The 19107-nt window shown below is 69.9% G+C and carries 17 protein-coding genes; 9 read left to right on the top strand and 8 right to left on the bottom strand.

Annotated features, from left to right (window positions below; genetic code table 11):
- Positions 1–192 precede the first annotated feature (192 nt).
- Together CVV72_RS14600 and CVV72_RS14595 are read left to right on the top strand one after the other, a co-directional pair.
- Complete coding sequence (locus CVV72_RS14600; RefSeq protein WP_219152948.1) at positions 193–525, top strand: hypothetical protein; 333 nt, start codon at positions 193–195, stop codon at positions 523–525.
- Entirely contained in the window at positions 522–1172 is a 651-nt protein-coding gene (locus tag CVV72_RS14595) for a hypothetical protein (protein ID WP_219152947.1), read from the top strand. The genes CVV72_RS14600 and CVV72_RS14595 overlap by 4 nt, the downstream gene beginning before the upstream one ends.
- On the opposite strand, the gene CVV72_RS14590 is transcribed toward CVV72_RS14595, so the two are convergent.
- From CVV72_RS14590 to CVV72_RS14575, 4 genes are all read right to left on the bottom strand, one after another.
- Entirely contained in the window at positions 1066–1839 is a 774-nt protein-coding gene (locus CVV72_RS14590; protein ID WP_219152946.1) for a trans-aconitate 2-methyltransferase, read from the bottom strand. The two genes, CVV72_RS14595 and CVV72_RS14590, sit on opposite strands and share 107 nt — an antisense overlap.
- Positions 1836–3101: an RNA polymerase sigma factor gene (locus tag CVV72_RS14585; protein WP_219152945.1), complete on the bottom strand. Its 1266-nt coding sequence runs from the start codon at positions 3099–3101 to the stop codon at positions 1836–1838. The genes CVV72_RS14590 and CVV72_RS14585 overlap by 4 nt, the downstream gene beginning before the upstream one ends.
- Positions 3102–3103: 2 nt before the next feature.
- On the bottom strand, positions 3104–3442 hold the full coding sequence (locus tag CVV72_RS14580; RefSeq protein WP_034322797.1) for a YciI family protein: 339 nt from the start codon (positions 3440–3442) through the stop codon (positions 3104–3106).
- Positions 3443–3538: 96 nt separating this feature from the next.
- Positions 3539–4228 carry a DUF998 domain-containing protein gene (locus tag CVV72_RS14575; protein ID WP_219152944.1) on the bottom strand — a complete coding sequence of 230 codons (690 nt, stop codon included), beginning with the start codon at positions 4226–4228 and terminating at the stop codon, positions 3539–3541.
- A 233-nt stretch (positions 4229–4461) separates the two neighbouring features.
- Here CVV72_RS14575 and CVV72_RS14570 point away from each other — a divergent pair, with 233 nt between their 5' ends.
- Positions 4462–6960, top strand: a complete 2499-nt coding sequence (locus CVV72_RS14570) for a M14 family zinc carboxypeptidase (RefSeq protein ID WP_255632697.1) — start codon at positions 4462–4464, stop codon at positions 6958–6960.
- A gap of 150 nt (positions 6961–7110) precedes the next feature.
- Here CVV72_RS14570 and CVV72_RS14565 read toward each other — a convergent pair whose 3' ends face one another.
- Positions 7111–8190, bottom strand: coding sequence for a DnaJ domain-containing protein (locus tag CVV72_RS14565; protein WP_219152943.1), 1080 nt, complete (start codon positions 8188–8190; stop codon positions 7111–7113).
- A 184-nt stretch (positions 8191–8374) separates the two neighbouring features.
- On the opposite strand from CVV72_RS14565, the gene CVV72_RS14560 reads away from it, so the two are divergent.
- Positions 8375–9208 (top strand): S9 family peptidase, encoded by an 834-nt coding sequence (locus CVV72_RS14560; protein ID WP_255632696.1) that lies wholly within the window; start codon positions 8375–8377, stop codon positions 9206–9208.
- A gap of 6 nt (positions 9209–9214) precedes the next feature.
- Here the strand turns inward: CVV72_RS14560 and CVV72_RS14555 are convergent, their stop codons facing one another.
- Positions 9215–10138 carry a hypothetical protein gene (locus CVV72_RS14555; RefSeq protein ID WP_219152941.1) on the bottom strand — a complete coding sequence of 308 codons (924 nt, stop codon included), beginning with the start codon at positions 10136–10138 and terminating at the stop codon, positions 9215–9217.
- A complete protein-coding gene (locus CVV72_RS14550) occupies positions 10135–10611 on the bottom strand; it encodes a hypothetical protein (protein ID WP_219152940.1) in 477 nt (158 codons plus the stop codon). Before CVV72_RS14550 ends, CVV72_RS14555 begins: the two co-directional genes overlap by 4 nt.
- A gap of 217 nt (positions 10612–10828) precedes the next feature.
- Here CVV72_RS14550 and CVV72_RS14545 point away from each other — a divergent pair, with 217 nt between their 5' ends.
- The 5 genes from CVV72_RS14545 (at position 10829) to CVV72_RS14525 (ending at position 15762) form a co-directional block, all read left to right on the top strand.
- On the top strand, positions 10829–12238 hold the full coding sequence (locus CVV72_RS14545) for an APC family permease (protein WP_219152939.1): 1410 nt from the start codon (positions 10829–10831) through the stop codon (positions 12236–12238).
- Positions 12235–13134 carry an ROK family protein gene (locus tag CVV72_RS14540; RefSeq protein WP_219152938.1) on the top strand — a complete coding sequence of 300 codons (900 nt, stop codon included), beginning with the start codon at positions 12235–12237 and terminating at the stop codon, positions 13132–13134. The genes CVV72_RS14545 and CVV72_RS14540 overlap by 4 nt, the downstream gene beginning before the upstream one ends.
- Positions 13135–13235: 101 nt before the next feature.
- Entirely contained in the window at positions 13236–13808 is a 573-nt protein-coding gene (locus tag CVV72_RS14535) for an NADPH-dependent FMN reductase (RefSeq protein ID WP_219152937.1), read from the top strand.
- A gap of 21 nt (positions 13809–13829) precedes the next feature.
- Entirely contained in the window at positions 13830–14810 is a 981-nt protein-coding gene (locus CVV72_RS14530; RefSeq protein ID WP_219152936.1) for an ATP-binding cassette domain-containing protein, read from the top strand.
- Between the two features lie 100 nt (positions 14811–14910).
- A complete protein-coding gene (locus tag CVV72_RS14525) occupies positions 14911–15762 on the top strand; it encodes an ABC transporter permease (RefSeq protein ID WP_219152935.1) in 852 nt (283 codons plus the stop codon).
- A 216-nt stretch (positions 15763–15978) separates the two neighbouring features.
- Here the strand turns inward: CVV72_RS14525 and CVV72_RS14520 are convergent, their stop codons facing one another.
- Positions 15979–19104: an AAA family ATPase gene (locus tag CVV72_RS14520; RefSeq protein ID WP_219152934.1), complete on the bottom strand. Its 3126-nt coding sequence runs from the start codon at positions 19102–19104 to the stop codon at positions 15979–15981.
- Positions 19105–19107: the final 3 nt, after the last annotated feature.

Genomic DNA, 19107 nt, shown 5'->3' with positions numbered 1-19107 from the left:
GTGTGCGTGACCCGCCAAATCACGAGGACCGGTCCAACCCGGGCACGACCGGAGAGCGGATGCTGTCAGCCATCTGAATGTGACGCTGTGCATCTGACCTGGTTCGCGTCGCCTGCGGGCCACACGAATGCCGGAGTAGGCGTCGTGTGTGCCGACCCGAGTCCGCGCTTCGCAGTATCGGGGGTGACCCTCATGTCCCACCACGAGAACCACACGGCAGCGCCCCGATCTTGGTTCGATCGACTTCTCGAACGCTTCCACGAATGGCTCTTCGCGGCCGGCGAGGACACGCGCGCGGCCGCTCGCGGCTGGCAGGTCTCGCGGGTGCCGAACAGCAGGCGCCGCCTCTATCGCGACCCCCGCTGGGACACCGTCCACGCGTGCACGCCCTGCGGGGGCACGGGGTGGTGGCCCTACGAGGACGCCGTTTGCCCGGACTGCGCCGGTGCCGGTGTCGTCCGCTCCATTCCCGCGGCGGCCGTGGCCGCCGAGCAAACCGCCGGACGGACAGGAGGAAGGTCATGAGCCGTTGGCAGGAACCCCAGGCGATCGCCGAGCTGGCCAGGGAGATCACGGTGGTCAGAAGGCCCAACCCGATCACCGCCTTGTATCACTGGCGGTACGAGATCGGCGCGCTCCTCGTGCTTCCGTACGCGGTGATCTCCCTTTTCCAGGCGGTCGGCCCGATCTGGGGCGCGGTCGTGCTGTTCGGTGTCGCGAACTGGCTGTTCTACTGGCGCTCGGCGCGGCGATTCCTCCGTGACCGGCTCCGCTCGGTCGTCGTGCAGCACCGGCTGCGGACCGGCTTCGCCCGCGCCCGGGTGTGCACCCTCGACGGCAAACTGCCGGTGATCCTGTGGACCAAACCACGCGGTGACGAGGTCGAGGTCACGGTGTTCTGCCCGGCGGGTGTCGGCTACGAGCGCATCGAGCAGCGGCGGGCGTTGCTGGCCGCGGCGTGCTTCGCCTCCGATGTCCACGTGTACCGCCATCACAAACGCGCCAACGTCGTGCACCTTTCGGTCTGCACCGCTCGCTTGCGTAAGGACGCGGAAGAGGATGACGTCAGGCCCGGTCTGCCGCCCGCGCGACGATATGCCGGGCAGACGGACGGTGGCGCCATTCCCCTTCCGGCGCCCTTCGTCGGAATTCCGCGCGCAGCGCGGCGATGAAGTCTTCACCGCGCGCGTCCGCCAGCGGCCGCATCGGCCCCGACCGGGTGTGCGCGGTGAAGAACGTGTCCGCGTCGGGGTGGACCATCGGGAACGACAACGGCTCGTCCCGTTCCAGTACGGCACCCTCCAGTGCGGGTACGAGCCGTTCCTCCCAGGAGCGGTCGCCCGCGGGGACACGTTCCCGGAGCACGTCGGAGAGCACCGTGAACGGCCCGCCCGGTTCGGTGCTGTGCGGCCAGTAGACGACCGAGAGCACGCCGCCCGGGCGTAGCGCGCCTGCCCAGGACCGGAGCGCGGTGTCGGGTTCGGGCAGTTGCTGGAGACCGAAGACCGAGACGACCGCGGCGGCCGAGGCCGGTTCGAGTTCCGAGGCGTCACCTTCGACGACGCGCACGAGTGGATTGCCCGCGGCCCGCCGCCTTGCTCTCGCGGCCATGCCCGCGGACAGATCGATGCCGACGAGCTCGCGACCCGGCAGATGTGCGCGGAGCACGTCGAGTTCCGGGAAGGTCCCGCAGCAGGGGACGAAGACGGGTCCGCCGGGCAGGTCGGTGGGGAGGGCGCGCACCGCCGCGGAGACCCAGGGCGCGAACCGGGGGACGTAGTACGCCTCGTATCCGTCGGCGGCTTCGTCCCAGGCGCGGGCGAGGTGTTCGGCGGTCATCGTGTCTCCGTTGGGGATTCGAGCGCGGCCAGCCTTCGCCGCAGGTGTGCGCGTTCGGGTTCTGTGGGGGCGAGCGCGATGGCTTCGCGGTAGGCCGTGGCCGCCGCGTCGGTGCGGCCCAGCCGTCGCAGCAGGTCGGCCCGGGCGATCACGAAAGGAGGGTAGCCGCGCAGCAACGGTTCGCCGCTCAGTTCGTCGAGCAGCGCGAGCCCCGCGGCCGGGCCGTCGCGCAGGGCGACGGCCACGGCGCGGTTGAGCGCGACGACGGGGGAGGGAGCCAACGTCATCAGGACGTCGTAGAGCGCCACGATCTGCGGCCAGTCGGTGGTTTCGACGTCGGCCGCTTCGTCGTGCAGGGCCGCGATCGCGGCCTGCACCCCGTACGGACCCGGCGGGCCGCCGGTCAACGAGGCGACCACCAGCCCACCGCCTTCTTCGATCAGCTCCCGGTTCCACCGGCTCCGATCCTGGTCCGCCAGGAGGACCGGTTCGCCGTCCGGCCCGGTCCGGGCGTCCCGCCGGGCGTGGACGAGCAGCATCAGCGCGAGCAGCCCCGCCACTTCCCGGTCGGCGGGCATGAGCCCGCGCAGGATGCGGCCGAGCCGGATGGCCTCCTCGGCCAGGTCGGCCCGTTGCAGGCTCCCTCCCGAACTGGCCGCGTACCCCTCGGTGAAGATCGAGTACACCGCCTGCAGCACACCCGGCAGCCGCTCCGGTAGTTCGGCGGCGCCGGGAACCCGGAACGGGATCCGGGCCTCGCTGATCTTCTTCTTCGCCCGCACGATCCGTTTCGCCATCGTCGGCACCGGGACGAGATAGGCCCGTGCCACCTCCGGCGTGGTCAGCCCGGCGAGGAACCGCAGCGTCAGCGCACCCCGGTCCTCGACGGGCAGGGCGGGGTGGGCGCAAGTGAAGAACAGCCTCAGCCGCTCGTCCGGCAGGCCGTCACCGGCGTCCGCCGCTGGGGCGGGACCGGCTCGATCGGCTTCCACCTGCAGGACCGCGAGCTTGGCGGCGTAGGCCTGGTCACGGCGCAGCCGATCGACGGCCTTGCGCCGCGCGGTGGTCATCAGCCACGCGCCCGGCCGCGGCGGGACGCCCTCCACCGGCCAGCGCTCCAGCGCCGCTTCGATCGCCTCGGACGTGACCTCTTCGGCCAGGTCCAAGTCGCCGAAGCGGCGCACGAGCGCGGCGAGGAGCCTGCCCCGTTCCTCGCGGAACACCGCCTCGACCGACGCCAGTCCGGCGCTCCGCTCGTCCACGGTCAGGCGGAGAAGTCGGCGACCGGGCGGACCACCACCGAGCCGTCACGGGCGCCGGGGCAGCGGGCCGCCCAGTCGAGCGCGGCGTCCAGGTCCGGCACGTCGATGACGTAGAAACCGCCCAGCACCTCGCGCGTCTCGGCGTAGGGCCCGTCGGTCACCGTCCGCTTCCCGTCGCGATCGACCTTCACCGTCGTCGCGGTGACGAGATCGGCCAGCGACTCGCCGGCGGACCAGATCCCGGCGTCCTTGACCTGCTTGTCGTAGGCCATCCAGTCCTCGAAGGTGCACTGGGGCTCGACGTCGCCGCTCGCGGCCTGGATCAGCAGCATGTACTTCACGGTGGTACTCCCGTTCTGGTTCGCGCGCGGCCTGCTTGCCGCACGACACCACTACGAGCGGGAAACCGTCAAATGGACAGGACGCCCGAAGGAATTTCACGAGGTCGTTTCCAGTGCTTCGGCCTGCTCGGTTACCGGTGCGGTGACCACCCGCGCGGGGATGAGCAGCGACGCCAGGGCGAGCAGCCCGGTCAGCGCCATCGCCCGCTCGACCAGCCCGAGCGGGATCGCCCGCCACCAGGGCTCACCGCCGTTCATCGAGACCACGATCGCCCCGAGGATCACGCCGAACCAGGCCAGGGCCGCCACCGCGAGCACCCGCGTCACCGCGCGCCGCGCGGGAGAGGAGGGGAAGACGGCCTTCGCCGCGAACCACACGGCCAGCGGCAGGCAGACGAAGGCCACGACGCTCGCGATCCGGTGCACCGTCCCGCCGGTGCTCGGCCCGATCGCCCAGTTGTTCTTGGGGAACGCCACGATCACCACCAGGCTCACCGTCCAGAGGCCGCAGAAGACCGACGCCGCGGACAGCGCGGGAAGGTGCTTGCGGCGGATCAGCGCGCCGAAGCCGATCGCCGAGCCGAACGCGACCAGCAGGACCGCGACGTCGAAGATCCACTTGTTCTCGCTGAGCGCGTATTCGCTGATGGTGCGGCGGACCGGGCTGATCTCACTGGTGGCGGGGAGGACCTGCAGGAGCAGGATCAGCAGCGCTCCGCCGGCGACCGAGGCCACGGCGGCCAGCAGGGCCAGCGGGGACCTGGCGGTGACCTGGGGCGTCGTCATGGGTGAAAGGTAACCATCCAACCTGAAGGTTTTCTTAGGCTTTCCTGTCGAAATCGACAGAAAGGTCCTGTCGCGGCGCGCGGGCAAGTGATCGTTCCGGCACGGTCGGTGAGATCGTTGGGCCGAAAGGGGTGCAGGCGACTTGTGGCGGGTCCCCCTGACGGTGTCCCGGGTCTAGGGTCTCGCTACCGGTGACCTCACCCGGTCACCGGACTGTCCAAGGAGGTCAGTCTGTGGGGTATTCACCAAACCGGCGAAGAGCGGGATGGACGGCGGCGACCCTGGTGCTCGCCGGCACCTTCGTGGCACTTCCGTCGGCCACGACGGCGGTGGCCGCGGACAACGTGGTCCGGGCCGACCGGGCCGTGCCGCGTTCCTGTTTCGCCGCGTTGCAGAAGCCGGGTACGGCAGGTACCGACCGGCGTGAGTTCACGTCCACAGTGGACGGTCTGCTCCAGGCCCGGATCGCGCCTCGTGGCGGTGGCGAAGGCGACTGGGACCTCGCGGTCTTCGACAAGGCCACCGGTGCCGTGGTCGCCGCGTCCGCCGCGTTGCGCAGCCACGAACTCGCCGAAGGCTTCGTGAAGAAGGATCAGAAGCTGGTCGTGCAGACCTGCCGGTACGACGGGAAGACGCGCGACGCGCTGCTGGGCGTCGACTTCCTCGCCCTCACGCCGCAGGGGACACCGACCGGTGCCGCGCACGCGCCACAGCGCGCCGAACTGGTCCGCGTCGAGACCCCGGGCAAGCAGGACAAGGACAAGCTGCTCCGGCTCGGCCTCGACGTCACCGAGAAGGCCGACGCCACCGGCGTCGAGGTCGTCCTCGCCAACGACGCGGACCGCAAGACGCTGGCGGACAACGGCTTCAAGTCGAAGGTGGTCGAGGCCGACCTTTCGGCGAAGTCGATCCAGAACGCCAAGACCGACCGTGAGTACGCCGCGAAGGCACCGGGCTCCACGTTGCCGTCCGGGCGGACGAGCTACCGGCACCTCTACGACTACCAGTTCGAGGTCAAGGAACTGGCCCGCAAGAACCCCAAGCTCGTCACGGCGTTCACGCTGCCGCAGCCGACCTGGGAAGGCCGTGACGTCATCGGCCTCGAGGTCGCGAGCGACGTCCAGAACATCGCGGACGGCAAACCCGTCAACTTCACCATGGGCGTGCACCACGCCCGGGAGTGGCCGGCGGGCGAGCATGCCATGGAATGGGCCCACGAGCTGGTCAAGGGCTACACCGGCGGCAACGCCGAGATCCGCGGCCTGGTCGGCCGGACGCGCAACATCATCGTGCCGATCGTCAACCCCGACGGCTTCGAAATCTCCCGTGAGGCCGAGCCCAGAGGTGACTTCTCGCGGTTCGACTACGAGATGAAGCGCAAGAACTGCAACGTCAACGACTCGCCGAAGGAGTTCGCGACCGGCGTCTGCAAGGCCAACCCGGCCGGACGTGAACGCGGCACCGACCCGAACCGCAACTACGCGGGCTTCTGGGGCGGCGCCGGCGCGTCGACCCTCTGGCGCAGTGACACCTTCCGCGGTTCCGGCCCGTTCTCCGAGCCCGAGACGCAGAACATCCGCTCCATCGTGTCCAACCGTCAGGTGACCAACCTGATCACGCTGCACACCTACTCCAACCTGGTGCTGCGTGTCCCGGGTGTCGCCGCCGTCCGCCCGCCGCTCGACGAGCCCGCGTACAAGGCGCTCGGCGACAAGATGGCCTCGCGCAACGGCTACACCAGCCAGCCGTCGTGGGCGCTCTACGACACGACCGGTTCGACCGAAGACTGGTCGTACTGGGCCACGGGTGGCTGGGGCTTCACCTTCGAGGTCGGCCCGAACGAGTTCCACCCGCCGTTCGCCGACGGTGTCGTCGCCGAGTACACCGGTGTCGCCCCCGCCGCGGGCGCGGGCAAGGGCGGCAACCGTGCCGCGTTCATCGACATGCTGGCCAACACCGCCGACCCGGCGGCGCACTCGACGCTGATCGGTACGGCGCCGAAGGGCTACCAGCTGAAGCTGCACAAGACCTTCCAGACGCCGACCTCGCCGGTGGTGCAGCCGGACGGTTCGACGAAGCCGCCGATCTATGTCACCGACAACCTGAACTCGTCGCTGGCCTCCACCGGCGGCCGGTTCGCGTGGTCGATCAACCCGTCGACCCGGCCCTACGTCGCGGGCCGCTACGGCCGCGAGCCGCAGGGCCCGGCGCAGCCCGCGATCCAGGCGGTCAACCCGCCCGGGGTCCCGGCGATCAACACGAACTACCCGACCGACCCGGCCTCGGAGAGCTTCACGTTCCACGTCGACGGGCTCCCCAAGGTCGACAACGGGAAGTTCAGCGTCGACGTCAAGTGGGCCAGCCAGGACACGGACTGGGACCTGTACGTCTTCGACTCCGCGGGCAACATGGTGTCGTCGTCGGCGAACGGTTCGACCACGGAAGAGCACGCGATCCTGTACGACCCGCCCGCCGGGGACTACACGGCCGTGCTGGTCAACTACTCGCAGGCGAATCCGTCCACTGTGGACGACTGGACCGGCGGCGTGTCGTTCCAGTCGCCGATCCCGCCGACCTACGGCCCCAAGGAGGCGTACCAGCTGACCTGTACGTCGCCGAAGGGCAAGCTCGTCGGGCTGGCGGACGTCTACATCGACCGCGGCCAGACGGTCGACGTCGGTGAGGTCTGCACCCGTTCCGCGCGGGCCAAGAAGGAGCGCTCGGGCCGGTAGTTCTTTGCGCGTGAAGGCCCCCTTCCCTCGGCTCAGCCGAGGGAAGGGGGCCTTCACGCGCTTCGCCCCGAATGCATTTCGTCCTCTGGATGCGGTAGTTGGCAGCGCGAACTACCGCATCCAGAGGACGAAATGCGGGTCTGCCGCTCCCTAAAGGGTGCCGGCGACCCGGTCCCGCACCACCCGCATCGTCGCCGCGTCCACAGTGGACGGCTCCGCCGCCAGCCAGCCGCCGATCTCGTGCAGGAACTGTTCCGGCGTCATCGGCGGCGCGGGGGAGGGATCCTCGAGATCCGTGGTGATCTCACCGGTCCGGCTCGGATACACGATCATCGCCCCGCGCAACGCGACCCCCGGCAGGATCCGCCGGTATTCGGCGAGGCTCTCGGTCAGCCTGCTCCCGCCGCCGCGGAAGGCGCGGCCGTTGCGCAGCAGACGGTCGTCGTCATCGGTTTCGTAGTGCCCCGGCAGCCACAGCTTCGATTCGATGAGCACGAGCCGCTTTCCGCACAGCACGGCGTGGTCGACGTCGGCGAACACCGAATCCGGCCACGAGAGGCCGTGGAAGATCCGGGCGCCGGGCAGCCGGGTCAGGTAGCGCTCGAGCAGGTCGGCGGTGAGCCGTTCGGCGAGTTCGTCGGTCTCGACGCCGGGGGTGCCGAACACGCGTTTCCCGCCGAATTCCGCGGCGAACCGGCTCTTGGCGCGCGAAGCCGCCAGGTAGCCGCGGGCGAGCCGTTGCACGAGCAGCGCGGTCCCGGCGGTCAGGATCAGCCAGACGATCAGCGTGGGGGCCGAGAACCCGACGCCGGTCAGCACCGGCAGCAGCACCAGCACCATCCCGCCGACCGCCGCCACCACCGGGGTGTGCCCGGGGCCGCGCCGCCGCCCGTGCCGCACGCGCGCGTCCTGTGCGGCGAATTCCCACCATTCGAGGTCGTCCGGGTCGATCACGACCGGATCGGGCTCGTAGCCCGGTTCTTCGCCGAAGCGGCGCCGCGGGCGCGGCCGGATCGGGGCCCGCACCGAACGGCCGCCCGCGTCGTAGCCGGCGCGCCGCATCGGATCGCTGAGCGTGTCGTAGGCCTCGCGGACCAGCTGGAAGGTGAGCGCGGACCCGCCGGTGTCCGGGTGATGCGACTTCGCCAGCCGCCGGTACGCGGTCTTGATCTCGTTGACCGAGGCGGCCTTGCCCACACCGAGCACCTCGTAGTAGTCGACATCGGGCACGGGCGGTTCACCTCCAAAGGGCCGGGCCGCAACACTATTCGGCCGCCGCCGCTCGCCCGCAACCACCTCCGCGGCGCGTCGGGGTGACTCCGCGGGCATACTGTTTCGCTTGTGGCGGAACGAGGTCCGCCTCCGCCGCGTCCTGGATATCGTGGAGATCGAGAGCACGCGAGGAAGGACAGTGGTGGGAGAACCGGTCACGGGCACGGCGGCGGGGGTACCGTTCACCGTCTTGCCGCCATCGGCCGAGGTCAGCGGCCCCGCGCCGGTGGTCGTCGCCTGGCATATGATCGACGCGCCCCGCACCGACGCGGCGTTCGCGGCCGCGCTGCCGCTGGACGGGGTGCCCGCGTGGCGGGTGTATCTCGGAATGCCGTTGTGCGGCGCGAGAATGGTCGACGGCAGCATGGACGCGGTGGTCGAACGGGCCGTCCGGGACTCGGTGCTCGCCTATGCCGAGCCGTTCGTCCGGCAGGCGGCGCTGGAATTCCCCGCCGCACTGGCTGAACTGCGGGAACGCTTCGGTTTCGACACCACGCGGATGGCCGTCGTCGGCGGTTCCCTCGGCGGTGCCGTGGCGCTGACGATCCTGGCCACCAGGGAGATCCCGGTGCGGGCCGCCGCGCTGGTCAACCCCGCCGTCCGGGCGCGGTCACTGGTCGGCGTGGTGGAAACCATGCTGGAACAGCCCTATCGGTGGACGGACGAAGCGAACCAGGCGGCGGATCACCTCGACTTCGTCGCACGATCGGGTGAAATCTCGGCCAGGGAAACGCAGGTTCCGCTGCTGGTCGTCAGCGGCGAGGAGGATTTCCCCACGTTTCGCGCGGACGCCGACGAACTCGTCGACGCGTTGCGTGCCCGCTACTCCGTGCCCGAGGACATCCGGTTGCGTCGGCTCCCCGGTCTCGCCCATCCGCTCGCCGAAGACCCGGGCATCGATCCCGCGCCGCAGTTGCCGATCGCGAAGCTGGCCGACGAAGCGGTCACCGAGTGGCTGGAGCGCCATCTGCTCTGACACGCGTCAGCAGCCCGGCGGCGGGACCGATCGGGGCGGCCCGAATTCCAGGCGCAGCTTGTCGGTCTTGGGGATCACGAACGCGACGCCGGTCGAGGCGCGCCAGTTCGCCGGCAGGAAGACGTACTGGCCGCTGGACTGGAGCAGCAGCTTCAGCCCGGTGTACCGGTACTTGTAGGCCGATTCGGGGTTCGCGCACTTCACCTGCGCGACACCGTTCGCGGTGAGGTTGAGGCTTTCCGCGCTGTACAGCGTCGCGGCCGGTCTGGCCGAGATCACCCCGGAGGCCTCGAAGGCACGGCTCGTGCCGACGGCTCCCGAGTAGTCACCGACCGCCCAGAAGAGGCCGACACTCACCAGGACGTAGCCGGTCACCAGTTCCGCGACGCTCGACCGGGTGCTTCCGGTCCTGCGCGAGGTCCAGTGGCGCCAGGAGAAGAGCACCATCAGGATTCCGATCGCGAAGCCGATGCCCGGAATACCGGGACGATCGCGAAAGGGTTCCGGATCGAGTGCGATCGCGGTCGTCGCGGTCAGCAGCGCGAGACCGAGGACGCCGGCGACGGGGGAGCAGATCCGCAGCAGCCGCGACCAGGAAGCCTCGCCGAGACGGATCTTCAGGACCCTGGTCAGGACGAGGAAGAGCAGCGCGGCGCCCGCGACGGCGGTCAAGGGCAGGAGCACCCCGTCGACGCCGCGCCCGAAGATCTCGTCCGGCGTCTGGCCGAGCAGGGTGTAGTGCACGCGGAAGTAGCCGAAGTACGTCTGCGTGTTGACGAGCCCGAAGTAGTAGAGCAGCGCGGTGAGCAGGGTCGTGTTGGCCAGGGCCGTGCCGACCAGCTTGAGTGCGCGTGACGGGCCCGCCGCGGGTTCGGGCTCTGGAGGCGTGGGTGCGCGGAGGCCCCGTCGTAGCGGCCGCCGGGTGCTCATCCGCTCGGGGTTCCGCTCGGCTGCTCGCTTTCCGACTTCGGCGGCGCCGAACTTTCCTCCGTGGTCTCGGTCGCGCAGGCCTTGGCCTGGATCGTGATCGTCCTGCCAGGGTTGACCGGGTTCGGGCGGATGCTGCGGATGCAGTCCCCTTCGCCCGCGATCACGACCGAAACCCCGCACCGCCGGGAACTCTTGCAGAGTCGTTCCAGGTCCTGTTCGATCGCGCTCTTGGCCGTGTCGGGGTCGGCGCCGAGCAGGTCGCTGTTGTACCTGATCGGGCTCCCGGGGACGACGGGCGGACGGGAGTCCTCGGTGTCCGGCCCGCCCGTCGGTCCGATGTCGGAAGACGCCGTCGGGGCCGTCTCCGTCGTCACTTCGGACGGAGACGTGTCGCGGGGTGTGGACGTTCCGCCGCAGGCCGCCGCGAACCCGAGTGCGGCGATCGCCATCGCCGTGCCGAACAGCCGTTTCATGGACCTCACCGTCCCTGGGGAAGACGTCCTTCTGGATAAGGACGCGGGACGACGGCCCCCTGATACGTCCCGGCTTGGTCCGTTCGGGCGTATTCCCGGGGAATCCGCCCTTTCGGGCAATTCCGGGTGGACCGGAGGACGACAACTTTGCGGACCGGCCTTCCGACACGCCCGAAATTATGTTAAGAAACTTTACTAACTAACAGGGAGGCGCGTTTTGAGTTCATCCCCGCGGCCGGGGCTCGAGCGGAAGATCGGGCCGCTCCAGGCGACCGCCATCAACATGACCCAGATGTGCGGCATCGGCCCGTTCGTCACCATCCCCGCGATGGTGGTGACGCTCGGCGGCCCGCAGGCCATGTTCGGCTGGCTCATCGGTGCGGTCATCGCGCTGGCCGACGGCCTGATCTGGGCCGAGCTCGGCGCCGCCCTCCCGGGCGCCGGCGGCACCTACGTCTATCTGCGCGAGGCGTTCGGCTCCCGTACCGGCAGGCTCATGCCGTTCCTGTTCGCCTGGAGCGCCGTGCTGTTCATCCCGCTGATCATGTCCACCGGCATCATCGGGCTCGTCCAGTACCTCGGGTACCTGGTCCCCGGGGTCGCCGACGACGGCGGGACGACGGCGCTCGGCAAGATCATCGGCCTCGGCGTCATCGTGCTGATCGTGCTGGCGTTGTTCCGCAAGATCGGCGAGATCGGGAAGCTGACCACCGTCCTGTTCGGGATCATGCTGTTCGCCGCGCTCTCGGTGATCGTCGCGGCCTTCACCCATTTCGACGGCGCGCAAGCGTTCGCCTTCACGCCGGGCGCGTTCTCGTTCGACGGCGGCGCGTTCTGGGCCGGGCTCGGCGCCGGCCTGATCATCGCCATCTACGACTACCTCGGCTACAACACCAGCGCCTACCTCGGCGGCGAGGTGCGTGACCCCGGCCGGACACTGCCGCGGTCGATCATCCTCTCGATCCTCGGCATCATGAGCCTGTACTTCCTGCTGCAGCTCGGGGTGCTCGGCTCGATCCCGCTGGAGGAACTGAAGAGCGCTACTTCGGTCGCCTCCACCGTGCTGGAGCAGGCGTGGGGTTCGGGCGCGGCCAAGGTCATCACCGTGTTCATCGTGATCGCCGCGATCGGTTCGGTGTTCGCCGGTCTCCTCGGCGGTTCGCGGGTCCCGTTCGAAGCCGCGCGCGACAAGGTGTTCCTGCCGGTGTTCGCCAGGCTGCACCCGAAACTGAACCTGCCGACCGCCGGTGTGCTGACGATGGGCGTCATCGCCGCGATCGGCTCGCTCTTCACGCTGACGGCGGTGATCAACGCGGCGGTGACGGTGCTGGTGCTCATCCAGTCGCTCGCGCAGGTCGCGGCGATCGTGGTGCTGCGGCGGCGACGCCCGGAGCTGCACCGGCCGTATCGCCAATGGCTCTATCCGATCCCGACGGTCATCGCGCTGCTCGGCTGGGTCTACATCTACTTCTCCGCGACCTGGCTCTCCATCGGGCTTTCGGTGGGGTGGATCGCGCTCGGCGTGGGGGCGTTCTTCGCCTATGCCAAGGCCGAGCACGTGTGGCCGTTCGGGCCCAAGGGAATTCAGGAATCGTTCGCGGGGGCGGCAGAGGGGAACGTCAAGTGACGGGGGAAGAACTGATCCTGGGGATCGACTTCGGCGGCACGAAGGTCGCGATCGGGCTGGCCGACCGGGCCGGGAGCCTGCTGGTCACCCGGCGGCTGGACACCGACGCGCAGGCGGGCGCCGAACAGGTGGTGAGCCGCGCGCTCGCCGCGGCGCGCAAACTGCTCGCCGACGAAGGCGCCGCGGACCGGCTCGTCGCCATCGGCGTGGTCAGCCCGGGCATCGTGCTGGAGGACCGCATCCTGCTCGCGCCCAACGTGCCGGGCTGGGAGGAACTGCGGCTGCGCGACCTCGTCGCCGCCGAGTTCGAGGGTGTGCCGATCGAAGTGGGCACCGACGCCAAGGCGGCGGCACTCGCGGAATGGCGGTGGGGGGCGCTGGCGGACGCCGATCCGGCGGTGTTCCTCTCACTGGGGACCGGGATCGCCGCGGCGGTCCTGGTCGGCGGACGGCTGCTGGCCGGCGCCAACGGCGCTGCGGGAGAGATCGGGTACAACCTTCTCTCGCCGCAGGACACCGACGGGTTCGCCAGTGGAGCGGCGCCACTGGAGGAAGCCGTCGGTGGGCGTGGGCTGGGCGGCCGGGCGAGTGAGCTGCTCGGCCGCCCGGTGACCGCGGGTGAACTGTTCGGTCTCGCCAGGGAGAACGCGCAGGCCAAGGAGCTGGTCGGCGCGGCGCTCGACGAGCTGTCGATGCACGTCGCGAACCTCGCCATCGCGCTCGACCCGCACCGCATCGCCGTCGGCGGGGGACTGGTGCGCTCGGCCGACATCCTGCTGCCCGCGTTGCGCGAGCGGCTCGCCCAAGCCGTGCCGTTCCCGCCGGAACTGGTTTCGGCGAAATTCGACCAGGACGCGTCCCTGCTGGGCGCGATCGCGATCGCGCTGGACGCCTAGCGAGATCACCGACCGAAGCCGCCGGGCGCCCGCTAGATCCGATCTAGCGAAAGTCCGGCGGCTTTCTCGCGCCCAAGGGGTGAAGCGAGAGGAGGTCGGTCATGGACACCAGTCCACTGCGGGTCGCGGTGATCATCGGAAGCACCCGCGAGGGGCGGGTGGGGGACACCGTCGGCAAGTGGTTCACCGGCCGTGCGGAGAACCGGGAAGACCTCGTCACCGAAGTCCTCGACCTGGTCGACTTCACGCTGCCCGCGGGGCTGCCGGAGCATCCGACGCCGGACATGAAGCGGTTCGCGAGGCTGGTCGACGAGGCCGAGGCGTTCGTCGTCGTCACCCCCGAGTACAACCGCAGTTTCCCGGCGTCGCTCAAGCAGGCGATCGACTGCGCCTACGACGAGTGGCGCGCGAAGCCGGTCGGTTTCGTCTCCTACGGCTACCGCTCGCAAGGGCTCTACGCCGTGGAGCAGTTGCGCACGATCTTCACCGAACTGCACACGGTGACCATGCGCGACACCGTGGCCTTCAACCTCCTCGACGGCACCTTCGCCCGCGACGGCACCCCCCTCGACAGCGACGGGCAGGGACAGGCCGTGACCACCCTGCTCGACGAGCTCGCCTGGTGGGGCCTCGCGCTGCGCGAAGCACGCGCCGCACGCCCCTACGTCTGCTGAATGCTCTGAAAGGAAACGAAAATGAGTGAACTGGCCATCGAAGCCTCGGGGCTGGTCAAGGTGTTCGGGGAGAACCGGGCGGTCGACGGGATCGACCTGAAGGTCCCCGCCGGCACCGTGTACGGCGTGCTCGGGCCGAACGGCGCCGGCAAGACCACCGCGGTGAAGATGCTCGCGACCCTGCTCCGCCCCAGCGGCGGAGAAGCGCGCATCTTCGGCAAGGACGTCGTCCGCGAGGCCGACGCGGTCCGGTCCATGGTGAGCCTGACCGGGCAGTACGCCTCGGTCGACGAAGACCTGACCGGCACCGAGAACCTGGTGCTGATCGGCAGGCTGACCGGGCACCGCAAACCGGCTGCCCGCGCGAGGGCGGAGGAACTGCTGGCGGCGTTCGGCCTCACCGAGGCCGCGGGCAGGCAGGTGAAGAACTACTCCGGCGGGATGCGGCGGCGGATCGACATCGCCGCGAGCATCCTCAACACCCCGGACGTGCTCTTCCTCGACGAGCCGACGACCGGGCTCGATCCCCGCAGCCGCAATCAGGTCTGGGACATCGTGCGCGCGATCGTCAAGCACGGCACCACTGTCCTGCTCACCACGCAGTACCTCGACGAGGCCGACCAGCTGGCTTCACGGATCGCGGTCATCGACCACGGCAAGGTGATCGCCGAAGGCACCAAGGGGCAGCTGAAGGCGTCGGTCGGGGCCGGCGCGGTCCACGTCCGGCTGCGTGAGGCCGACCAGCGTGCCGATGCCGAAGCGCTGCTCGTCCGCACCCTGGAGGCACAGGTGCTGCTGGAGCCGGACCCCGTCGCGCTCACCGCGCGGCTTTCGGGGGAAAGCACCGAGCAGGGCGCCGCCGAGCATGCCGCACGCGCGCTGAGCGAACTCGCGCGCGCCGGGATCGTCGTCGACACCTTCTCCCTCGGCCAGCCGAGCCTCGACGAGGTCTTCCTGGCCCTGACCGACCGCACCGCCGCACCTGAGGAGAGCGCGGCTTGACCGCGGAGTCGAGTCCGCCACTCCCGGCCAGAAGAGTCGATTCACACGTGCGCCTTGGCGACTCGATCGCGGACGCGCGAGGTACAGAGGAGAGATCAGCTTGAGCACCACGGCAGTCAAAGACAACGAACCCGTTCTCGCGGCACCGAAGGCGGAGGATCTCGCCGCCGTCCTGATCGCGAAGAACCGTCCTCAGCGCCCCAGCGCGCTTTCGACATCGGTCACCTTCGGGTGGCGCGCGATGCTGAAGATCAAGCACGTGCCCGAGCAGCTGTTCGACGTCACGGCGTTCCCGATCATGATGACGCTGATGTTCACCTACCTGTTCGGCGGCGCGCTGTCCGGTTCGCCGACGCAGTACCTGCAGTTCCTGCTGCCGGGCATCATGGCGAGCAGCATCCTGATGATCACCATGTACACCGGGATCTCGGTGAACACCGACATCGAGAAGGGGGTGTTCGACCGGTTCCGCACGCTGCCGATCTGGCGGCCGTCGGCGATGGTCGGCTATCTGCTCGGTGACATGCTGCGGTATCTCATCGCGTCGCTGGTGATCCTCGGCGTCGGCTTGATCATGGGCTTCCGCCCCGGCGGCGGATTCGGTGGCGTGGCCGCCGCGATCCTCCTGCTGCTGGCGTTCTCGTTCGCGTTCTCGTGGATCTGGACGATGTTCGGCCTGCTGCTGCGCAGCGAGAAGTCGGTGATGGGGGTCAGCATGATGGTGCTGTTCCCGCTGACCTTCCTCAGCAACATCTACGTCGATCCGGAGACGATGCCGGGCTGGCTGCAGGCCTTCGTCGAAGTCAACCCGGTGACCCACGTGGTCGCGGCGGTCCGCTCGATGATGGAAGGCGACTGGGACGGCGGCGAGATCACCTGGGTGCTGATCGCCGGCGCGGTCATCCTCGCGGTCTTCGGCACCTTGACGATGCGCCTCTACAACCGCAAGTGACCTGGGGGTCGTGGGTGTTCCGGCGACCCGGAACACCCACGGCCCGCTTGCGGGTTCGCGTGACCGGATGGACGGCACGCGTGATCAGGCGGACGACACTCGTGATCGGACGGACGACACGCTCGTGGCCGGGTTCCGCCGCGTGTCGTCCGTCCCATCACGCGTGTCGTCCGTTCAGTCACGCGTGTCGTCCAGTTCGTACCGGAGAGCGGCGGCTCACAGCCGCCAGGGGACCTTGTTTTCGGGCGCGTAGCGGCACGAGGAACCGGTGGTGACGGCCGCGCGCAGGTGCGCGGCCAGCGCCGGATGCTGCTCGTCGAGTTTGCGCAGGGTGTCCCGGATCCGCGCGGTCACCGTCTTGCGGGCGCGTTCCGCCTCGTCACCGAGCCGCCGGGTGCGGCCGCCGAGCCCGGCCGCGGACCGCAGTTCGGCGAGCAGCGCGTCTCGTTCACGGTCCAGCGCCGCGGCGCGCGCGTCCTGGCCCATCCCGGTCGCGGCGTCGATCAGTTCGTCCAGTTCGTCGAGCCGCGCGCGGTACCGGGCCTTCGCCTCGTCGTCGAGGACGGCGTCTCCGCCGAGGCTCTTCGCGGCGACGACCACCTCGCCGCCTTCGGGATCGAGCAGCCGCACGGCCGGCACCTCCGAACCCGGCCTGCCGAGCAGGAAATGCAGGTCCCGTAAGCCTTTCGAGTCCGGAAGGCGGGTGGTGACACCGTCGAAGTGCAAGGTCCACACGGCATCGTCGCGACGGAACTCCGCCCTCGGCGCCGCCTGGGCCCGCGTCTCCTCCCGAGCTTTCGTCATCCTGGCCACGACCGGCCGCATGCCGAGCGCGGTGGCTTCTTCGGTCACTTCGGACAGGAGTGCCGCCGCGGCCGCCGCGTCGCCTTCGAGGTTCCGGCCGAGTAGCGCCTTCACCAGCCAGGACTTGGCCTCGGTCGCCCAGACCGTCGCCCGGAGCCGATCCGCGGAGAGCATGGCGCCGCGCAGCCGGTCCACCGCGTCGTTCCAGCGTTCCTGCGCCAGGTCGAGCCTGCCGAGCCAGAGGTCGACCGGGCCGGAGATCTCGCAGCCGTACAGGGAAACCAGCCACTCCCCGCTGTAGGGCGCGAGCGGCGCACGGGCCGCTTCACAGCGTTCGGGGTCGCGCGAGACGGCCGCCGTCTGCGCCTGGCAGCGCAACCACAACGCTTCCAGATCGCGAGGATACGGCTTCACATCCGCCGCGAGAGCGGTGAGCCGGATGGCCTCCCCGACGTCCTCACGCTGGGCCGCGGTGATCGCCTCCAGCATCCGGCCGTAGACGTATCCGCTGCGCGAGATCTCGCGGTGCAGCCCGGCGAGCTCGTCGAACCGCCCCTCCAGGCACCACCGGATCCACCGCTGCAGCTGGTGCAGGTCGGCGAAATGGGGATGGTCGTCGCCGGCGTGGCACGAGATCACCTGGTGGATATACGCCTCGGCTTCGCCGAACCGGCCCTGCAGGGTGGCGATGATGCTCTGGTCGATCCGGGACGCCAGCTGCGAACTCGGCGCCCTGCCGGTGGCCGCCAAGGCGAGGAATTCCTGATACTGCTCGAAATACCGGGGATCGCCCTGTTCGAGCTGAGCCACCCACTTGAAGGACGCCGCGTAGTGCTCCAATTCCGGATTCGCCGTGCGGCGGCCGACGGCGACCAGTTCGTCGGTGAGCCGTTCCCGCTCCGCGGCGCTGCCCGGGCCCCAGATCGCGTCGTGCCGTGCCCACAGACCGAACAGCAGCGCGGAATCGTCCTGGTCGGCGCGGGCGGTCATCATGATGCGGGCCGAGAGCTCCTGAGTCATCTCCTCGACGGTGAGTTCCTGCCCTGGCTCGCGTCCGCAAAGCCGCGCGTGCGCTTCGGTGAGCACTTCGACCGTCTCGTCGACCCGGACGCTCTTGTGATCGGCGCGGACGAGGGTCAGCGCCAGGCGGGCGAGCAGATCGTCGTCGTCGAGTTCACGGACGAGCACGGAGACCTCGTCGAGGACCTGTCTGCCCTCGTCCGATTCGTGATGGCGGGTCAGATGCGCGCCCAGTTCGAGGGCGATGACCGCCTGCCGACGCCGGTCCTCGGCGATCTCCAGCGCCCGCCGGTAGTGCGTGGTCGTCTCCTCGATCGCCATCCGGCCGGTGGCGTCGATCGCGGCGGCCAGCAACAGGTCGATGGCCTCGTCCGGATCGACTTCCCGACCGGCGAGCAGCGCGTGGCGGGCCAGGTCCGCGGGGAAGAGGCTGTCCCGGGACGCCGGCGTCTCGCGGACGGCCGCGACGACGGCAGCGTGCTGCTTCCGGCGGTCCGACTCGGACAGGCTCGCGTACAGCGTCTCGCGGACGAGGTCGTGGGCGAAGGCGAAGCGCCCTTGACCTTGCACCACCACGAGTCGTGCCGTGACGGCCTGGTCGAGCAGCCGGTCCACCTGGGGAACGGGTGCCGACGCCACGCCCGCGAGCAGCCGGCGGTGGAACTCCCTGCCGAGTACCGACGCGGTGGTCAGCAGATCGAGGACCGGCTGGGGGAGCAGGGAAAGCCGTCGCTGCAGGGCGTCGGCCACGCCGGGTGCGATGGTCTCGGCGGAACCGCCGCTGTGCCAGAGCCGCGCCGTCTGCTCGACGAAGAACGGATTGCCGCCGGTGCGGCGGTGGACCTCGGCGACCAGCTCGTCGTCGGGTGCCGCGCCCGCCGTCCTGGTCATGAGCGCGCCGACCTCGTCCGGTTCGAGGCCGGTGAGAGTGACCGAAGTGGCCTTCGCGAGCAGCGGCATCATGAGCGAGCGAAGCGGGTGATCGGTGGCCTCGACCTCGACGTCCCGGTACGTGCCGATCAGCAGCAACCGTTCGAACCAGGTGTGCTGCGCGGCGAACTCGAGCAACCGGAGCGACGCGGCGTCGGCCCAGTGCAGGTCGTCGAGCACCACCACGACCGGCTGATCCTGGGAGGCGGCCACCAGCACGCTCGTCACCGCGTCGTACAGCCGGAACCCGTCGGCCGCGCCGTCGCCGCGCGCCTCACCGAGCAGGACGTCCAATTCGCTGTCGGCCATCGCGGCCCAGCGGCCCTGCCCGACCGCGCGCCGCAACCCGCGGACCACCTGTGTCCACGGCCAATAGCCCGGCGCGCTCGCCGAGTCCCAGCAGGACCCGTTGAGCACCAGGGCACCGAGGCGCTTCGCCTCTTCGGCGGCGCCGGTGACGAGCGTGGTCTTGCCGATCCCGGCCTCGCCGGTGACCAGCACCAGCCCGCCGTGGCTTTCGGCGGCACGGGAGATCTCCGCGCGGAGCACCCCCGCGGGATGGTCGCGTCCGATGAGCGCGGCTGACATGTC

It is taken from the genome of Amycolatopsis sp. TNS106 (assembly GCF_019330265.1).
Lineage (GTDB): Bacteria > Actinomycetota > Actinomycetes > Mycobacteriales > Pseudonocardiaceae > Amycolatopsis > Amycolatopsis lurida.
The sequence above is the reverse complement of the archived record's forward strand: the minus strand, read 5'-3'. Positions and strand labels throughout refer to the sequence as shown.

Excerpts from the sequence above, each read along its gene's own strand:
- CVV72_RS14600 (WP_219152948.1), top strand. The coding sequence starts at position 193 with ATGTCCCACCACGAGAACCACACGGCAGCGCCCCGATCTTGGTTCGAT.
- CVV72_RS14595 (WP_219152947.1), top strand. The coding sequence starts at position 522 with ATGAGCCGTTGGCAGGAACCCCAGGCGATCGCCGAGCTGGCCAGGGAG.
- CVV72_RS14590 (WP_219152946.1), bottom strand. The coding sequence starts at position 1,839 with ATGACCGCCGAACACCTCGCCCGCGCCTGGGACGAAGCCGCCGACGGA.
- CVV72_RS14575 (WP_219152944.1), bottom strand. The coding sequence starts at position 4,228 with ATGACGACGCCCCAGGTCACCGCCAGGTCCCCGCTGGCCCTGCTGGCC.
- CVV72_RS14555 (WP_219152941.1), bottom strand. The coding sequence starts at position 10,138 with ATGAGCACCCGGCGGCCGCTACGACGGGGCCTCCGCGCACCCACGCCT.
- CVV72_RS14550 (WP_219152940.1), bottom strand. The coding sequence starts at position 10,611 with ATGAAACGGCTGTTCGGCACGGCGATGGCGATCGCCGCACTCGGGTTC.
- CVV72_RS14535 (WP_219152937.1), top strand. The coding sequence starts at position 13,236 with ATGGACACCAGTCCACTGCGGGTCGCGGTGATCATCGGAAGCACCCGC.
- CVV72_RS14530 (WP_219152936.1), top strand. The coding sequence starts at position 13,830 with ATGAGTGAACTGGCCATCGAAGCCTCGGGGCTGGTCAAGGTGTTCGGG.
- CVV72_RS14520 (WP_219152934.1), bottom strand. The coding sequence starts at position 19,104 with ATGTCAGCCGCGCTCATCGGACGCGACCATCCCGCGGGGGTGCTCCGC.